A 15,650-nucleotide genomic window follows, 5' to 3' on the forward strand; every position below is an offset into this window, starting at 1 on the left:
GGCCCTGCGGTTTTGCGGGGTTGGTGGTGTGGTTTTTGTTGTGGTTGGGTTTGGGCTTTTCACGCCTGGATGTTTCTGCTGAAATGTTTTTGTGGAGAGTTTGATCCTGGCTCAGGATGAACGCTGGCGGCGTGCTTAACACATGCAAGTCGAACGGAAAGGCCCTGCTTGCGGGGTACTCGAGTGGCGAACGGGTGAGTAACACGTGGGTGATCTGCCCTGTACTTCGGGATAAGCTTGGGAAACTGGGTCTAATACCGGATAGGAATCACATGTGGGTGTGTGGTTGGAAAGCTTTTGCGGTATGGGATGAGCTCGCGGCCTATCAGCTTGTTGGTGGGGTAATGGCCTACCAAGGCGTCGACGGGTAGCCGGCCTGAGAGGGTGTACGGCCACATTGGGACTGAGATACGGCCCAGACTCCTACGGGAGGCAGCAGTGGGGAATATTGCACAATGGGCGCAAGCCTGATGCAGCGACGCCGCGTGGGGGATGACGGCCTTCGGGTTGTAAACTCCTTTCGCCAGGGACGAAGCGTAAGTGACGGTACCTGGATAAGAAGCACCGGCTAACTACGTGCCAGCAGCCGCGGTAATACGTAGGGTGCGAGCGTTGTCCGGAATTACTGGGCGTAAAGAGCTCGTAGGTGTTTGTCGCGTCGTTTGTGTAAGTCCACGGCTTAACTGTGGGACTGCAGGCGATACGGGCATAACTTGAGTGCTGTAGGGGAGACTGGAATTCCTGGTGTAGCGGTGAAATGCGCAGATATCAGGAGGAACACCGATGGCGAAGGCAGGTCTCTGGGCAGTAACTGACGCTGAGGAGCGAAAGCATGGGTAGCGAACAGGATTAGATACCCTGGTAGTCCATGCCGTAAACGGTGGGCGCTAGGTGTGAGTCCCTTCCACGGGGTTCGTGCCGTAGCTAACGCATTAAGCGCCCCGCCTGGGGAGTACGGCCGCAAGGCTAAAACTCAAAGGAATTGACGGGGGCCCGCACAAGCGGCGGAGCATGTGGATTAATTCGATGCAACGCGAAGAACCTTACCTGGGCTTGACATACACCAGATCGCCGTAGAGATACGGTTTCCCTTGTGGTTGGTGTACAGGTGGTGCATGGTTGTCGTCAGCTCGTGTCGTGAGATGTTGGGTTAAGTCCCGCAACGAGCGCAACCCTTGTCTTATGTTGCCAGCACGTGATGGTGGGGACTCATGAGAGACTGCCGGGGTTAACTCGGAGGAAGGTGGGGATGACGTCAAATCATCATGCCCCTTATGTCCAGGGCTTCACACATGCTACAATGGTCGGTACAACGCGTTTGCGACACTGTGAGGTGGGGCTAATCGCTGAAAGCCGGTCGTAGTTCGGATTGGGGTCTGCAACTCGACCCCATGAAGTCGGAGTCGCTAGTAATCGCAGATCAGCAACGCTGCGGTGAATACGTTCCCGGGCCTTGTACACACCGCCCGTCACGTCATGAAAGTTGGTAACACCCGAAGCCAGTGGCCCAAACTTGTTAGGGAGCTGTCGAAGGTGGGATCGGCGATTGGGACGAAGTCGTAACAAGGTAGCCGTACCGGAAGGTGCGGCTGGATCACCTCCTTTCTAAGGAGCTTTTGTTTTTGTTAGTCACATTGTGTGCTGCTGACAGTTGTTGGTGGTGTGTGGTGTGCGTGGGTGGTTGAGTCGCCGTGTGTGTGACTGCCGCCGATATATTTGAAATCCGGGTGGATGCATGCCGGCATGATCGTTGGAAATGGTTGTGCTTGTGTCGCGCTGGTGTGCAATTGATGGTTGCAGGCAAAAAATGATTGTGGTGTGTTGGCATGCTGTTGGGTTTCTGGTGCAGCAGATGTGTTGTTACCGTGTGGCCTGCATTGTGTCGTGTGTGTTCCTTGTTGGGGCGCGTGCGGTGGGTGTGGGTGTGGTGTGTGAGAACTGTATAGTGGACGCGAGCATCTTTATTCTTGAAATTGTGTTTTGTGTGTGTGCCTTAGTGTTTTGTGTGTTTTTTATTAAGGGCGTACGGTGGATGCCTTGGCATGCTGAGCCGATGAAGGACGTGTGAGGCTGCGTTATGCCTCGGGGAGTTGCCAACTAAGCGTTGATCCGAGGATGTCCGAATGGGGAAACCCGGCACCAGTTATGTGGTGTTACCCGCAGGTGAATTCATAGCTTGTGTGGGGGTGACGCGGGGAAGTGAAACATCTCAGTACCCGCAGGAGAAGAAAATAAAATATGATTCTGCTAGTAGCGGCGAGCGAACGTGGATGAGGCTAAACCATGTGCGTGTGATACCTGGCAGGGGTTGCGTGTGTGGGGTTGTGGGATGCGATTTGTACGAAGGCTGTCGACTTTGTGCGCGTGTGTTGTGTGTTAGCGGAAGTCACTTGGGATGGTGCGCCGTAGTGGGTGAGAGCCCCTGTACGTGAAAATGCATGGCAGCGTGTTGATTGTGTCCCGAGTAGCAGCGGGCTCGTGGAATCTGCTGTGAATCTGCCGGGACCACCCGGTAAGCCTAAATACTCAGTGTGACCGATAGTGGATAGTACCGTGAGGGAATGGTGAAAAGTACCCCGGGAGGGGAGTGAAATAGTTCCTGAAACCGTGCGCTTACAATCCGTCAGAGCACCTCGTGTGTGTGATGGCGTGCCTTTTGAAGAATGAGCCTGCGAGTCAGCGGCATGTCGCGAGGTTAACCCTGGTGGGGTAGCCGTAGCGAAAGCGAATCCTAAGAGGGTGTTGTAGTGGCATGTCCTGGACCCGAAGCGGGGTGATCTACCCATGGCCAGTGTGAAGCAGCTGTAAGAGGTTGTGGAGGCGCGAACCCACTTAGGTTGAAAACTGAGGGGATGAGTTGTGGGTAGGGGTGAAAGGCCAATCAAACTCCGTGATAGCTGGTTCTCCCCGAAATGCATTTAGGTGCAGCGTTATGTGAGCTTGCCGGAGGTAGAGCTACTGGTTGGTTGAGCGGGACTATCATCTTAGCAATGTCAGCCAAACTCCGAATGCCGGTTTAAGTGTTGCATGGCAGTGAGACTGTGGGGGATAAGCTTCATAGTCGAGAGGGAAACAGCCCAGATCGCCGGTTAAGGCCCCTAAGGGTGTACTAAGTGGAAAAGGATGTGGGATCGCGAAGACAGCCAGGAGGTTGGCTTAGAAGCAGCCATCCTTGAAAGAGTGCGTAATAGCTCACTGGTCGAGTGGTTCCGCGCCGACAATTCAGTGGGGCTCAAGTACACCGCCGAAGCCGCGGCATGCTTTTAGCATGGGTAGGGGAGCGTCGTGTATGGGGTGAAGCAGTACCGTAAGGGGTTGTGGACTGTGCACGAGTGAGAATGCAGGCATGAGTAACGAGTGGTAAGTGAGAATCTTATCCGCCGGATGACTAAGGGTTCCTGGGTCAAGTTCGTCTTCCCAGGGTGAGTCGGGTCCTAAGGCGAGGCCGACAGGCGTAGTCGATGGTTAACGGGTTGATATTCCCGTACCCGTGCATACGCGCCCAAGGGTGAATCGGTGATACTAACCACCCTGATCGGCAACCATGCGCGTCTTTGACGTGTGGGTTGTTGTGATGCGTGGGGCCTGATCCGTAGTAGCCGAGTGATGGGGTGACGCAGTGAGGTAGCTCAGCCACTTATTGGATTGTGGTGCAAGCGTGTGGCACGAACTGTGAGTGAAATGCTTCGGTTCATATGTGTGAGGCGTGACGCGTAGCCCCTTTGGGGTGATGTGGGTGATCCTGTACTGCCGAGAAAAGCCTCTAGCGAGTGTGTGCACGGCCCGTACCCGAAACCGACACAGGTAGTCAGGTAGAGAATACTAAGGCGGTCGGGTGAACTGTGGTTAAGGAACTCGGCAAATTACCCCCGTAACTTCGGGAGAAGGGGGACCTTCACCGGTGAAGGCCTTTAACGGCCGGCAGCGGGTGGGGGTCGCAGAGAATAGAGGGGAGCGACTGTTTATCAAAAACACAGGTCCGTGCGAAGACATACTGTTGATGTATACGGACTGACGCCTGCCCGGTGCTGGAAGGTTAAGAGGACCTGTTAGGTAGTGATACCGAAGCGGAGAATTTAAGCCCCAGTAAACGGCGGTGGTAACTATAACCATCCTAAGGTAGCGAAATTCCTTGTCGGGTAAGTTCCGACCTGCACGAATGGCGTAACGACTCCCCTGCTGTCTCAACCACAGGCCCGGTGAAATTGCAGTACGAGTAAAGATGCTCGTTTCGCGCGGCAGGACGAAAAGACCCCGGGACCTTCACTATAGCTTGGTATTGGTGTTCGGTGCGGTTTGTGTAGGATAGGTGGGAGACTGTGAAACCGCCACGCCAGTGGTGGCCGAGTCGTTGTTGAAATACCACTCTGACCGTAGTGGATACCTTAACCTTGGCCCATGATCTGGGTTGGGGACAGTGCCTGGTGGGTAGTTTAACTGGGGCGGTTGCCTCCCAAAGAGTAACGGAGGCGCCCAAAGGTTCCCTCAGCCTGGTTGGCAATCAGGTGCAAGAGTGTAAGTGCACAAGGGAGCTTGACTGTGAGACGTACATGTCGAGCAGGGACGAAAGTCGGGACTAGTGATCCGGCACCAACGTGTGGAAGTGGTGTCGCTCAACGGATAAAAGGTACCCCGGGGATAACAGGCTGATCTTCCCCAAGAGTCCATATCGACGGGATGGTTTGGCACCTCGATGTCGGCTCGTCGCATCCTGGGGCTGGAGTAGGTCCCAAGGGTTGGGCTGTTCGCCCATTAAAGCGGCACGCGAGCTGGGTTCAGAACGTCGTGAGACAGTTCGGTCTCTATCCGCCGCGCGCGTTGAAACTTGAAGAAAGCTGTCCCTAGTACGAGAGGACCGGGACGGACGTACCTCTGGTGTGCCAGTTGTTCCGCCAGGAGCACCGCTGGTTGGCTACGTACGGAAGGGATAACCGCTGAAAGCATCTAAGCGGGAAGCCTGTTTTAAGATGAGGTTTCTTTTGAGGTTCCCCACAGACTATGGGGTTGATAGGCCAGATCTGGACAGTAGGCAACTACCGGAGGTGACTGGTACTAATACACCAACAAAAAACAACGAATCAACGGCCCAAACAAAACACAACAGTGTTTCAACAATAAAAGCCGCACGCGTCCACTATGCAGTATCTGACACACCACACAACCACCACCAAACCACCCACACGGGTGGAAACAAGTGGACCACAACAACAACATACTTGTCGCACACAAGCGACACACCTTAAAAGATGTGTCGGTGGTTGATGGCGGCGGGGAAACGCCCGGACCCATTCCGAACCCGGAAGCTAAGCCCGCCCGCGCTGATGGTACTGCCCCCGGGAGGGGGTGGGAGAGTAAGTTACCGCCGACCCAACAACTTCATCAACACCAAAGCCCGCAACCCCCACCACCACGGTGGACCGGTTGCGGGCTGTCCCCATCGCACCCCACAACTCCGCAATGCGGACTCCGGGCCCGACACCAGACTCCGTCACCAAACTCCGCCACTGCACAGTTGCCGCGAGATCAACGGACTGGGCACGACAAAGTCCGCAATGCGGACCCCGCAGTGGCAGAGTTCCTGCACAAACAACAGACCGGGCCGGAGAAGCTCCGCAATGCGGACGTAGTGGCCCACCGAGATCAACGGATCGGACACAAGAAACTCCGCAATGCGGACACCGCCACAGCGGAGCTGCTGCAGAAACAACCGGTTGGGGCCGCTGTGTACTCCGCAATGCGGACTCCGCCCCGACTCCAGACTCCGCCACGGCAGAGTCCCTGTGTTAGCGACGCTTGAAAAGTAGCCCACTTGCGACGGTCGAAAAGTAGCCCACCGACAAGATTGGATGGGTGATTTCCGTGGAAGATTGGGCCAAGATCAGGTATCTGTGTCGGCAGGGCCTGTCGATCAGGAAAATCGCGGCTGAAGTTGGCTGCTCGAAAAAGACGGTGGAAAGGGCGTTGGCCTCAGATGCGCCGCCTGTGTACAAGAAGCGTGCAAGCACCGAAAACAGCTTCACCCCGTTTGAATCGCGGGTGCGTGCCCTGCTGGAGCAGACCCCGACGTTGCCTGCCACTGTGATCGCGCAGCGTGTGGGGTGGTGTGGGTCGATCACATGGTTTCGCGATAATGTGCGCCGCATCCGCCCCGACTACCAGCAGGCGGACCCGGTGGACACGCTGATTCACCGCCCTGGTGAGCAAATCCAGTGTGATCTGACTTTCCCCGCTGGCGGGATTCCCGACGGGACCGGGCAGAAAGTGGCGTTTCCGGTGCTGGTGATGGTGGCGTCGTATTTGAAGCGTCCTGGGTTTAGTTCCGCTTCTTTTACGGCCCTGTGTTGATGGGCTCGGTGAGATAGTACTCGGTTTCTACTTCCTGTGGGGTGGCGTAGTCCAATGCTTCGTGAAGTCGCTTAGTGTTCCACCAATGCACCCACCGCAAGGTGGCCAGTTCGACTTCTCCGACCGACGTCCACGGGCCCTGGGCATGAATCAGTTCAGCCTTGTAGAGACCGTTGACTGTTTCGGCTAGTGCATTGTCGTAAGAATCGCCGACTGTTCCCACACTCGGGCGGATTCCTGACTCAGCTAGCGCAGTGGAATACTTCAGTGACACATACTGGCTGCCCCGATCGCTGTGGTGAATTAGCTGGTTTCCATGGATTCGCCCTGCAGTCGTTAACGCATGCTCCAAAGCCTCCATCGGCAGCGCGTTGGTGCGCATTGTCGAGCGTGTAGCGACACCAACAATTTTTCGGCTGAATACATCCACGACAAACGCTGTATAAGCGAATCCTGACAGGGTGCGAACGTAGGTAATGTCGGCAACCCAAAGCCTGCCTGGTGCCTGCGCACGGAAGTTTCGGCGCACAAGGTCCGGGCGATGATCCGGTGTCTTCGGGCTGATCGTAGTTAGTGGGGTTCGCCCACGTCTGCGGCCAGAAACGCCTGCGAGTTTCATCAGACGTGCGGTCTTGTCGCGACCAATATGAACGCCTTCACGGTTCATCGCGTGCCACATTTTGCGGATGCCGTAGACCGAGAAATTCTCCGCATGCACACGCTGTATCTCTGGGATGAGCAGGCTATCGCTTAAGGCCCTTGCACTGGGAACACGAGTGGTCGCCTTGCGGTAGCCACGAGAGGTGATGAATCCACGATCTGCCTGTTTTAGAACTCTGCAGATGGCCTCGACCCCAAATTGATCTTTGTACGCGTCGATGTAGGAGATCATTTGGTCGTGGGTCGGTCGAGTTCCGCCGCGAAAAAAGCCGAAGCTGTCTTAAGAATCCCGTTTGCTCGTTTCAGTTCGCGGTTTTCACGACGCAGACGCCTGAGTTCTTCTTCCATTGTTTCGCCGCCTGAAGCGTCAGAATTATCGCGTACTGAAGCGCTGTCACGGTACCAAGCCCGCAACGTGTGGTGGGATACACCAAGCAGCTCACCGACCTCCGTGTAGGCGCGTTGCAGTGAGCAAGACTCCAGGCGGACCATTTCGATGATCTGATGGACCGCCTTCTCCTTGAACTCGACGGAATACTTTCTAGGCATAGTTCAATCCTTCCTTAGCTGAGGTAGGAACTAAACCCAGGACGCTTCAATTCGAGGTTCATGGCCGCGCGTGTGCTGCCGACACGCACGACCGCAGATCTTGTTGCAGGGATGTGGGCATTGTTGTCGACATCGTTTCAGGCCGTACCTGAGCAGTTGTTGTGGGACCGAGAGACTGGAATTGGGCAAAAGGCGCTCACCCAGCCGGTGCTGTCTTTTGCTGGCATTTTGGGCACCAGGATTCAACAGGCTCCACCTCGTGATCCGGAAACTAAAGGCGTGGTGGAGCGGGCCAACGGGTATCTGAAGTCCTCGTTTTTCCCCGGCCGCGATTTCACGTGCCCAGCAGATGCCCAACGCCAGCTCGACGAGTGGATTACTGAGGTGGCTAACCAGCGTATCCACGCGACCACAAGGAAAATTCCGGCGGTGGCTTGGACAGCCGACAAGGCGCACATGGCCGCTTTGCCGCCGTATCCCCCGCAGATCGATGTGCTACGACAGGTGCGGCTGCCACGTAACTACTACGTCGCCGTCGACGCCAACCACTATTCAGTGGATCCGCGAATGATCAACCGAATTGTCACCGTCCACGCTGGCTTGGAGCAGGTGGTCGTGCGCGCCCCGGACGGGACGATCGTCGCCCGCCACGAACGGGTGTGGGGCACACATCAGACAATCACTGACCCGATGCACGCCGCCACTGCGAAGCAGATGCGCCGCCAACTGGCCACGCCACCTGTTTCGCCGCAGGAGCTCGAGGTCGAACAGGCAGACCTGAACATTTACGACCGGCTGACCGAACTGGAGGTAGAGTCATGACCCGTCCACAACACACCACAATCGACTCCGAACTGGCGTATCTGGCCAGGGCGCTGAAGGCCCCGCGAATCGGATCAGACTATGCGACCATCGCCGAGAAGGCACGCCAAGCGTCGTGGACCTACGAGGAATACTTGGCAGCGGTGCTGTCGGTCGAAGCGTCGGCCCGGGCGGAATCCGGCGCCGCAGGCCGGATAAAAAGGGCGGGCTTTCCCCAGATTAAAACGATTGACGAGTTCGACTTTTCCACCCAGCCCGCACTCGACCGGGCCCGTATCGCCCGGTTGGAAACCGGCGGATGGATCACCGAGGCCGCAAACGTCATCTTCCTCGGCCCGCCGGGCACCGGCAAAACGCACCTGGCAACTGGGTTAGGGGTCATCGCAGCCCGGCAAGGCTACCGGGTCGCTTTCGACACCGCCGCCGGATGGATCACCCGCCTGACCCAAGCCCACAGCACAGGCGGGCTGACAACATTGTTGACCAAACTCAACCGCTACCACCTGCTCATCATCGACGAGGTGGGCTACGTCCCGATCGAGGCAGAAGCAGCGAACCTGTTCTTCCAGCTAGTGTCCAACCGATATGAGCGCGGCTCGTTGATCATGACGTCGAACCTGCCGTTTTCCCGCTGGGGCGAATGCTTCGGTGACGTCACCGTCGCCGCCGCGATGATTGATCGCATCGTCCATCACGCGGAAATCTTCACGCACACAGGCACCAGCTACCGAATCGCCGGCCGAGAAAGTGTCCTACCGTCGATCACCGCTGAACGTCAGGCAGAATAAGAAACACACGAAAATGGGCTACTTTTCAACCGTCGCAACTGGGCTACAATTCGACCGTCGCTAACACCCTGCGAAAACAACGGACCGGACATAAGAAAGTCCGCAATGCGGACTCCGCCTCCGACACCGGACTCCGCCGCGGCGGAGTTCCTGCAAAAACATCGAATCGGGCGCGCCGTGTGTACTCCGCAATGCGGACTCCGCCGCGGCAGAGTTCCTGCAGAAACATCGAATCGGGCGCGCCGTGTGTACTCCGCATTGCGGACTCAGACTCCGACACCAAACTCCGCCACTGCCGTTGCAGAGACCCCGGCCGGTTCATCCACAGAACGAGCCGGCACCAAAACGCCGCAACGCGGACTCCGCCTCCGACACCAGACTCCGCCGCTGCAGAGTTCCCCCGAGATCAACGGATTGGATAAGAAAAAGTCCGCAATGCGGACTTTGCAGTTGCAGAGTTCCTGCGGATACAACCGGTCCGGCACGCCGCAGGCACTTAGTAATGCGGACTCCACCACGGCAGAGCCCCAGGGCATTCAGGCACAGAGCGGTCCGACACGAAAACTCCGCAATGCGGACTCCGCGACTGCAGAGCTCCTGAGCATTTAGCCCCAGAGGAGCCACCGCCATGGGTAACCGCATCGTTCACCACGAGAAAATCTTCCAACACCGCGGCGTCAGCTACCGCATCAAAGGACGCGAAACGCCCGCACTAACAACCCCCGAACTAAACCCACATCAGGCACAATAACTACGACCACATTCGCTTACATTTCGACCGTCGCTAACACCGTTGGCTAAGTCGGCCCGTGTCCGGGGTGTTGAGAAGTAGCCCGAAACCGCCGGGGCCTTTCACCGAGTCGGGTACTGGCACCGTCTAACTTTCCAGAGGGGGCTCAATGTGTGGCTCCTGATCGATCTCCATACCCAAAAGGGCCGCCTCCAGAAAGAGGCGGCCCTTATCGAATGGAGCGGAAGTTAGCGGACGATCGGGGACAGCGGCTGTTCGCCGACTCGGGCATTTCCGGACTCGAGGGTGAGGCCATCTTCAGCCAGTTCCTCAGCTGCGCCGTGGCGTCGCGTGTTGTAGATAACGATAGAGGCGATCAGAGCTGCCACGGAGAAGGCGATGAGAACGATAATCGCGGTGATGAACGTGGAGTCGTACAGGCCGTCGGTGGCGCGCATGAATCCGTAGCGGGCGTAGCTCATCGGGTGGATCCGGTGGAAGAACTGCAGCGGACCCGGAATCGTCGGCAAGGGCCAAACGCCGCCGAAGACGAAGAGTCCCAGGGTGAAGAAGCCCACGGAGAACAACCCGCCGACAAGGCGTCCGAAAAGGATGCGGAAGAACTGGAACATTGCGGCGCCGTTTGCCGCGATCAGAGTGATCACCAGGCCCATTGTGAGCCAGTTGTCTGGACGCCAGCCGGTGAGCACCGAAATTGCAGTGAAGACCGCCATGACGAGCAGGTTGATGCCGAAAATGAGGAGGAAAGCCCTGAGAACCGGGCCGGCCGGTGTGCGGCTCTCCGAGCGGCGTCCGACAACGTGGGGGAGCAGGGCCGAAAGGACCGCCATGATGAGGTAACCGAAGACGAGCATCACGATGATGGAGAAGCCGCTCTCGATGGTCTTGACGGTCGGGTTAGTGGGGTCGACAACCGCCTGCGTCGGGTGCATGTTGGCTTCCTCGAAGATGATCGGAACTGCCATCTGCTGTGCAGAGCGGTCGACGTAGGAGACGACGGGTGCCTTTTCTGCGCCCTCGTCGAGCTTCGCCTTGAGTTCGCCGGAGCCGTCTTTGAGCTGGTTGACGCCGTCCGTGAGCTGGACACCGCCGTCGGCAAGCTGAGTGGTGCCGTCCTTCAGGCGCACGGTGCCGTCGGCAAGCTGAGTGGTGCCGTCCTTCAGGCGCACGGTGCCCGCGGCGAGGCGGTCCGTGCCGGCGCGTAGCTCGGTGGAGCCCGAAGCTAGCTGGGCGGAGCCGTCGACAAGCTGATTGACGCCGCTGATGTACGGGGCGTCCGGGCTATTCAGGTTGTAGCTGAGCTCGGCGGTGCCGGCGCGCAGGCGGTTGAGCTCGTTGACCATGTTTTGGGGGTTGGCGGGGTCGAGGCGGCCGAGAGAAGCTTCAAGGCTGTCCGCCTGCTCGTTGAGTCCAACGCTGCGCATGGTTCCGATAATGGGAGTCACCTGGGTGACAACGCCCTGAACCTGCTCCAACAGCGGGATAAGTGTCCCTGTGAGCTGCTGCACGCCGCCGTCGATCTGGGCGGCACCGTCGCCGAGCTGGGTGGTGCCGTCCTTCAGGGTGAGGAGGCCGTCATTAAGCCGAGCGGCACCGTCCTCTAGGCGGAGCGCGCCCGCGTTGAGCTCTCCCGCACCGTTATTCAGCTCCGTCGCGCCCGCGTCGAGCTGCACGGCACCGTTGTTCAGGTCGGTCGCGCCACTGTCAAGCTGGGTGATGCCGTCCACCGCGCGGCCCGTACCCTCTTGGAGGCGGCCGAGGCCGTCGTCGATCTTGCCGGCACCGTCGGCGGCGCGCTTGATGCCGTCGCCGAGCGAGTTGAGGCCGGTCAGTGTCTCCGTCGCGTATGTCTCCGAGATGGTGGAGGAGACCTCGGCCTGAAGCTGCGGGATCAACGACGAGGTGATGATCTTGCCGTTGGTGCCGCCGTAATCGTTGTACTCCACGAGCACCTCGGACTGGCGCGGGTCGTCGGAGATCAGCGAGACTGTGCGCTCCGAGAAGTCCTCTGGAATGGTGACCACGAACAGGTAGTCACCCTTGGTCAGGCCGAGGTGGGCTTCCTCGTCCGAAAGTTCTTCGAAGTCCAGGTATTCGGTGTCGAGCAGGCCCTTGACCACTTCGTCGCCCACGACGCGGAACTCTCCGCCGTTCTCCGCACCCTTGTCGTGGTTGACCACTGCGAGGGGAACGTTGGGCAGCGTCTTCGACGGATCCCACATGGACCACATGAAAGTGGCCGCCATGAGAAGCGGAATGACGAGCAAAAGCACGATGCCGACGCGGGCAGCGGCGCTAATAGGGCGCCAGTTGAGAACCCGCGCCATGCGCGTGGGCTGAGATCCGGCAGAACCTTCGGGGACGGTGCCCCCACCTGCAGTGAGCTTCGTTGACACAGCGGACTTCCTTTCGGATGAAGTCCCGCCAAGAGACGGGTGAATTTCGCTTAGGAAACTAAGTTAATGCATCCTAAGCGCACCGACGGTGATTTCACTCATTTTGCGCAGGAATAGGTTACCCCCGTCACACTGCCGTCATTTAGAGGCGAAGCAGATTATTCTTCGCTTTCTGCACCTCTTCCAGGCGCTTCTTCGAGGTTTCAAGCGTGCGCCACAGTTCCGCCGGGATGGAGTCGACGGCACGGTCAACCACGGCCTTGTCCGGAGTGCCCCATGCGATCGGCATTGGGGCGACCACCTGCCAGTTGTTCTTCTCAGCGGCGCTGCGCTGGCCTCCTACCGCCGCAACCGGGACTTTTGCTCCCACGGATCCGTCGGTGTGGGGCACCGACTGGACGTCGCGCGAGGTCAGCGCCCAGCGCGGCGCGGAATCGTCGACGGTGGTGTTCACCAGAGCCAGCAGCGTGGTGCGCGTACCCGTATGGTCGGCGATGATGGCCGGGGCGAGGGGGTGGGCGTCGTAAAGCGACTGCGCGGTGCCGACGGAGCGGGGGATGGCTAGGCCGACGACGAGCATCATCACGCCGAACAGTCCGAGGCCGAGCGAGCCGAGCAGGTGCCAGGGCGAGGCCGGGTCGACAAACAGCCAGACCAGGACGGCGGCAGTGAGACAGATCACAAAGAGGGCCACACCGGAGATCACGAGGTACCGGGTGTCGCGCAGCATCTCGTTGTTCTGCTTGGCCCAATCCTCGTCGACGTCAAACCTGAAAGCGCTCATGACCTACATATTAAAGGTCGTCCGCGTCAACGAGCCGGTAGGCGTAACCCTGCTCGGCAAGGAAGCGCTGGCGGCGTGCCGCGTACTCCGCGTCGAGGGTGTCGCGCGCCACGACGGTGTAGAACAGGGCCCCGCCGCCGTCGGCCTTCGGGCGCAGCAGGCGGCCGAGGCGCTGCGCCTCCTCCTGGCGCGAACCGAAGGTGCCGGAGACCTGGATGCCCACTGCGGCCTCGGGTAGATCGATGGAGAAGTTCGCCACCTTGGACACCACCAGGGTGCGGATCTCACCGCGGCGGAACGCGTCGAAGGCTTCCTCGCGCCGCTTCGTGGAGGTCGTACCGTGCACCAGCGGGGCGCCCGTGCGCGCGGCGATTTCCTCGAGCTGGTCGACGTACGCGCCGATGATGAGGATCTGCTCTCCCTCGTGGCGTGCGAGAAGCTTGTCGACGACCGCGTTCTTGGCCCCCGACGTCGCCGCCAGGCGGTAGCGCTCCCGGGTCTCGGCGGTGGCGTAGGCCATACGCTCCTCCCCGGAAAGCTGCGTGCGCACCTCGACGCACTCGGCGGCGGCGATGTAACCGGCCATCTCGAGCTCTTTCCAGGGGGCGTCGTAACGCTTCGGGCCGATGAGGGAAAACACGTCGTCCTCACGGCCGTCCTCGCGCACGAGCGTAGCTGTCAACCCGAGGCGCCGGCGCGACTGCAGATCTGCGGCCATGCGGAAGACAGGCGCGGGGAGGAGGTGAACCTCGTCGTAGATGATCAGCCCCCAGTCGCGCGAATCGAAGAGTTCGAGGGCGCGGTATTCACCCTTCGTCTTGCGGGTGACCACCTGGTAGGTCGCGATGGTGACGGGGCGGATCTCCTTGCGCTCGCCGGAGTACTCACCGATCTCCTCTGGGGTCAGAGTCGTGCGGCGCAGCAGTTCATCGCGCCACTGCCGCCCGGCGACGGTGTTGGTGACCAGGATTAGCGTCGTGGTCTTCGCCTGCGCCATCGATGCCGCGCCGACGATTGTCTTGCCGGCGCCGCAGGGCAAAACCACCACGCCGGAGCCGCCCTCCCAGAACGACTCGGCGGCGTACTGCTGGTAGTCGCGCAGCTCCCAGCCGTCGTGCGTGAGCTCGATCGGGTGGGATTCTCCGTCAACGTAGCCAGCGAGGTCCTCCACGGGCCAGCCGATCTTCGTCAGCTCCTGCTTGACGCGGCCCCTCTCGGAAGGGTGGACGGGAACGGTGACATCGTCGATGGCGGCGCCAATCAGCGGCTTGATCGCCTTGTGCCGGGTGATCTCGGTGAGGATGGCGGCGTCCTCAGCCTCGAGCACGAGCCCGTGCGCGGGGTGGTTGACCAGCCTGATGCGGCCGTAACGGGCCATGGTCTCGGCGACGTCGACAAGCAGCGGCTGCGGGACGGGGAAGCGCGAAAAGCGCTCAAGCGTATCGACGGCCTGTTCCGCGTCGAACCCGGCAGCGCGCGCGTTCCACAACGCTAAAGGGGTAATGCGGTAGGTGTGGACGTGCTCCGGCGCTCGTTCCAGCTCGGCAAACGGGGCGAGCGCGGCGCGGGCCTGAGCAGCCTGCGCGTGGTTGACGTCGAGAAGCACCGTCTTGTCCGACTGGACAATCAGCGGGCCGTCACCCATTGGCACGCGCGGCCTCCTCGATGAGGTCCATGTTGATCGCCGCGCCGGCGGACACGCCGGAGGCAGCAGAGGAGATGACAATGGCGCCGATATTGGAGACGTTGCCTGCGATCCACACCCCGTCGATGTCCGTCTTACCGCCCTCGCCGGTGTCAACGCACTTCACACCGGCGGAGTTGGTCTCTGGACGGCCGCCGAGGGATTCATAGAGCTCCAGGTTGGGTCTCATGAGCGGGGCGACGACGGCGGCGTCGGCCTTTACTAGCGTTCCATCGGCGAGCTCGACCCCGCGCAGCGCGCCATTTTCCCGCACCGCGCGCGCGGCGGTGGAGCCGGAAACTACTACGCCAAGGCGTGTCAGCTCCGCACATTCTTCCTCGTCGGGTCGGTGGTCCAACGGGACGACCGTGACGTGGTCCGACAGGTTGCCGAAGAGTTTCGCCTGGTGGGCCGCGCCCGGATCGGTCGCGATGACGGCGATCTTCTGGCCCCGCACCTCGTAGCCGTGGCAGTAGGGGCAGTGGAGCACGTCGGTGCCCCAGCCCTCCGCGAGGCCGTCGAGCTCGGGGAGGACGTCGGTCAGGCCGGTGGCGAGCACAATCCGGCGGGCGCGGACCTCCCCGCCGTCGTAAAAGACAGTAAAGTCGCCGCGCGTGCCGGTGATGCGGGTGACGGTGGCGTCGACAAGCGCCGCCCCGTAACTTGCCGCCTCCTCGCGGCCCTTGGCCAGCAAGTCGGCGGGGGAGATCCCCTCGTTGCCGAGCACGTTGTGGGCGTGGGTGGAGAAGCGGTTGCGGGGGGAGGCGGCGTCGACAAGCGCGACCGTGCGCAAGCTGCGGCCGAGGGTGACCGCGGCGGCGAGACCCGCGGGCCCGCCTCCGACGATGGCTACGTCAATCAATTCGGGCAT

General features: G+C 60.0%; 9 protein-coding genes and 3 rRNA genes. 7 read left to right on the forward strand and 5 right to left on the reverse strand.

What is annotated here, in order from left to right; translation table 11 throughout:
- Nucleotides 1-88: 88 nt before the first annotated feature.
- The 4 genes from G7Y29_RS02885 to G7Y29_RS02900 all read left to right on the forward strand — a co-directional run bounded on the left by G7Y29_RS02885 (nt 89) and on the right by G7Y29_RS02900 (nt 6,345).
- Nucleotides 89-1,605: ribosomal RNA gene (locus G7Y29_RS02885) — 16S ribosomal RNA — on the forward strand.
- Nucleotides 1,606-2,005: 400 nt separating this feature from the next.
- A 23S ribosomal RNA gene (locus G7Y29_RS02890) occupies nt 2,006-5,076 on the forward strand.
- A 174-nt stretch (nt 5,077-5,250) separates the two neighbouring features.
- Nucleotides 5,251-5,368, forward strand: a 5S ribosomal RNA gene (gene rrf / locus G7Y29_RS02895).
- Together the 16S, 23S and 5S rRNA genes form the textbook arrangement of a ribosomal RNA operon.
- A 482-nt stretch (nt 5,369-5,850) precedes the next feature.
- Nucleotides 5,851-6,345, forward strand: a complete 495-nt coding sequence (locus G7Y29_RS02900) for a helix-turn-helix domain-containing protein (protein ID WP_196820171.1) — start codon at nt 5,851-5,853, stop codon at nt 6,343-6,345.
- On the opposite strand, the gene G7Y29_RS02905 is transcribed toward G7Y29_RS02900, so the two are convergent.
- Nucleotides 6,329-7,554, reverse strand: a protein-coding gene (locus G7Y29_RS02905; protein WP_165005157.1) for an IS3 family transposase whose coding sequence is annotated in 2 segments (ribosomal slippage) — nt 6,329-7,275 and nt 7,275-7,554 — 1,227 coding nt in all. Because the reading frame shifts where the segments join, the coding sequence is not laid out codon by codon here. The genes G7Y29_RS02900 and G7Y29_RS02905 overlap by 17 nt on opposite strands.
- Before the next feature lie 60 nt (nt 7,555-7,614).
- Here G7Y29_RS02905 and G7Y29_RS02910 point away from each other — a divergent pair.
- The 3 genes from G7Y29_RS02910 (at nt 7,615) to G7Y29_RS10930 (ending at nt 9,915) form a co-directional block, all read left to right on the forward strand.
- The gene (locus G7Y29_RS02910; protein WP_165005155.1) at nt 7,615-8,376 is read left to right on the forward strand and encodes a Mu transposase domain-containing protein; all 762 of its coding nucleotides are present in this window, start codon (nt 7,615-7,617) and stop codon (nt 8,374-8,376) included.
- A complete protein-coding gene (gene istB / locus G7Y29_RS02915) occupies nt 8,373-9,164 on the forward strand; it encodes an IS21-like element helper ATPase IstB (protein ID WP_165005153.1) in 792 nt (263 codons plus the stop codon). Before G7Y29_RS02910 ends, istB begins: the two co-directional genes overlap by 4 nt.
- A gap of 628 nt (nt 9,165-9,792) precedes the next feature.
- Nucleotides 9,793-9,915 carry a hypothetical protein gene (locus G7Y29_RS10930; RefSeq protein ID WP_268896802.1) on the forward strand — a complete coding sequence of 41 codons (123 nt, stop codon included), beginning with the start codon at nt 9,793-9,795 and terminating at the stop codon, nt 9,913-9,915.
- Nucleotides 9,916-10,142: 227 nt separating this feature from the next.
- Here G7Y29_RS10930 and G7Y29_RS02920 read toward each other — a convergent pair whose 3' ends face one another.
- The 4 genes from G7Y29_RS02920 to G7Y29_RS02935 all read right to left on the reverse strand — a co-directional run bounded on the left by G7Y29_RS02920 (nt 10,143) and on the right by G7Y29_RS02935 (nt 15,650).
- Nucleotides 10,143-12,311: a YhgE/Pip domain-containing protein gene (locus tag G7Y29_RS02920; RefSeq protein WP_249399791.1), complete on the reverse strand. Its 2,169-nt coding sequence runs from the start codon at nt 12,309-12,311 to the stop codon at nt 10,143-10,145.
- A gap of 142 nt (nt 12,312-12,453) precedes the next feature.
- The gene (locus tag G7Y29_RS02925; protein WP_165001900.1) at nt 12,454-13,095 is read right to left on the reverse strand and encodes a DUF3239 domain-containing protein; all 642 of its coding nucleotides are present in this window, start codon (nt 13,093-13,095) and stop codon (nt 12,454-12,456) included.
- A gap of 10 nt (nt 13,096-13,105) precedes the next feature.
- A complete protein-coding gene (locus G7Y29_RS02930) occupies nt 13,106-14,746 on the reverse strand; it encodes a DNA repair helicase XPB (RefSeq protein ID WP_165001901.1) in 1,641 nt (546 codons plus the stop codon).
- Nucleotides 14,733-15,650 carry an NAD(P)/FAD-dependent oxidoreductase gene (locus G7Y29_RS02935; protein WP_165001902.1) on the reverse strand — a complete coding sequence of 306 codons (918 nt, stop codon included), beginning with the start codon at nt 15,648-15,650 and terminating at the stop codon, nt 14,733-14,735. Before G7Y29_RS02935 ends, G7Y29_RS02930 begins: the two co-directional genes overlap by 14 nt.

Origin of the sequence: Corynebacterium qintianiae (genome assembly GCF_011038645.2) — a bacterium.
Classification (GTDB): domain Bacteria; phylum Actinomycetota; class Actinomycetes; order Mycobacteriales; family Mycobacteriaceae; genus Corynebacterium; species Corynebacterium qintianiae.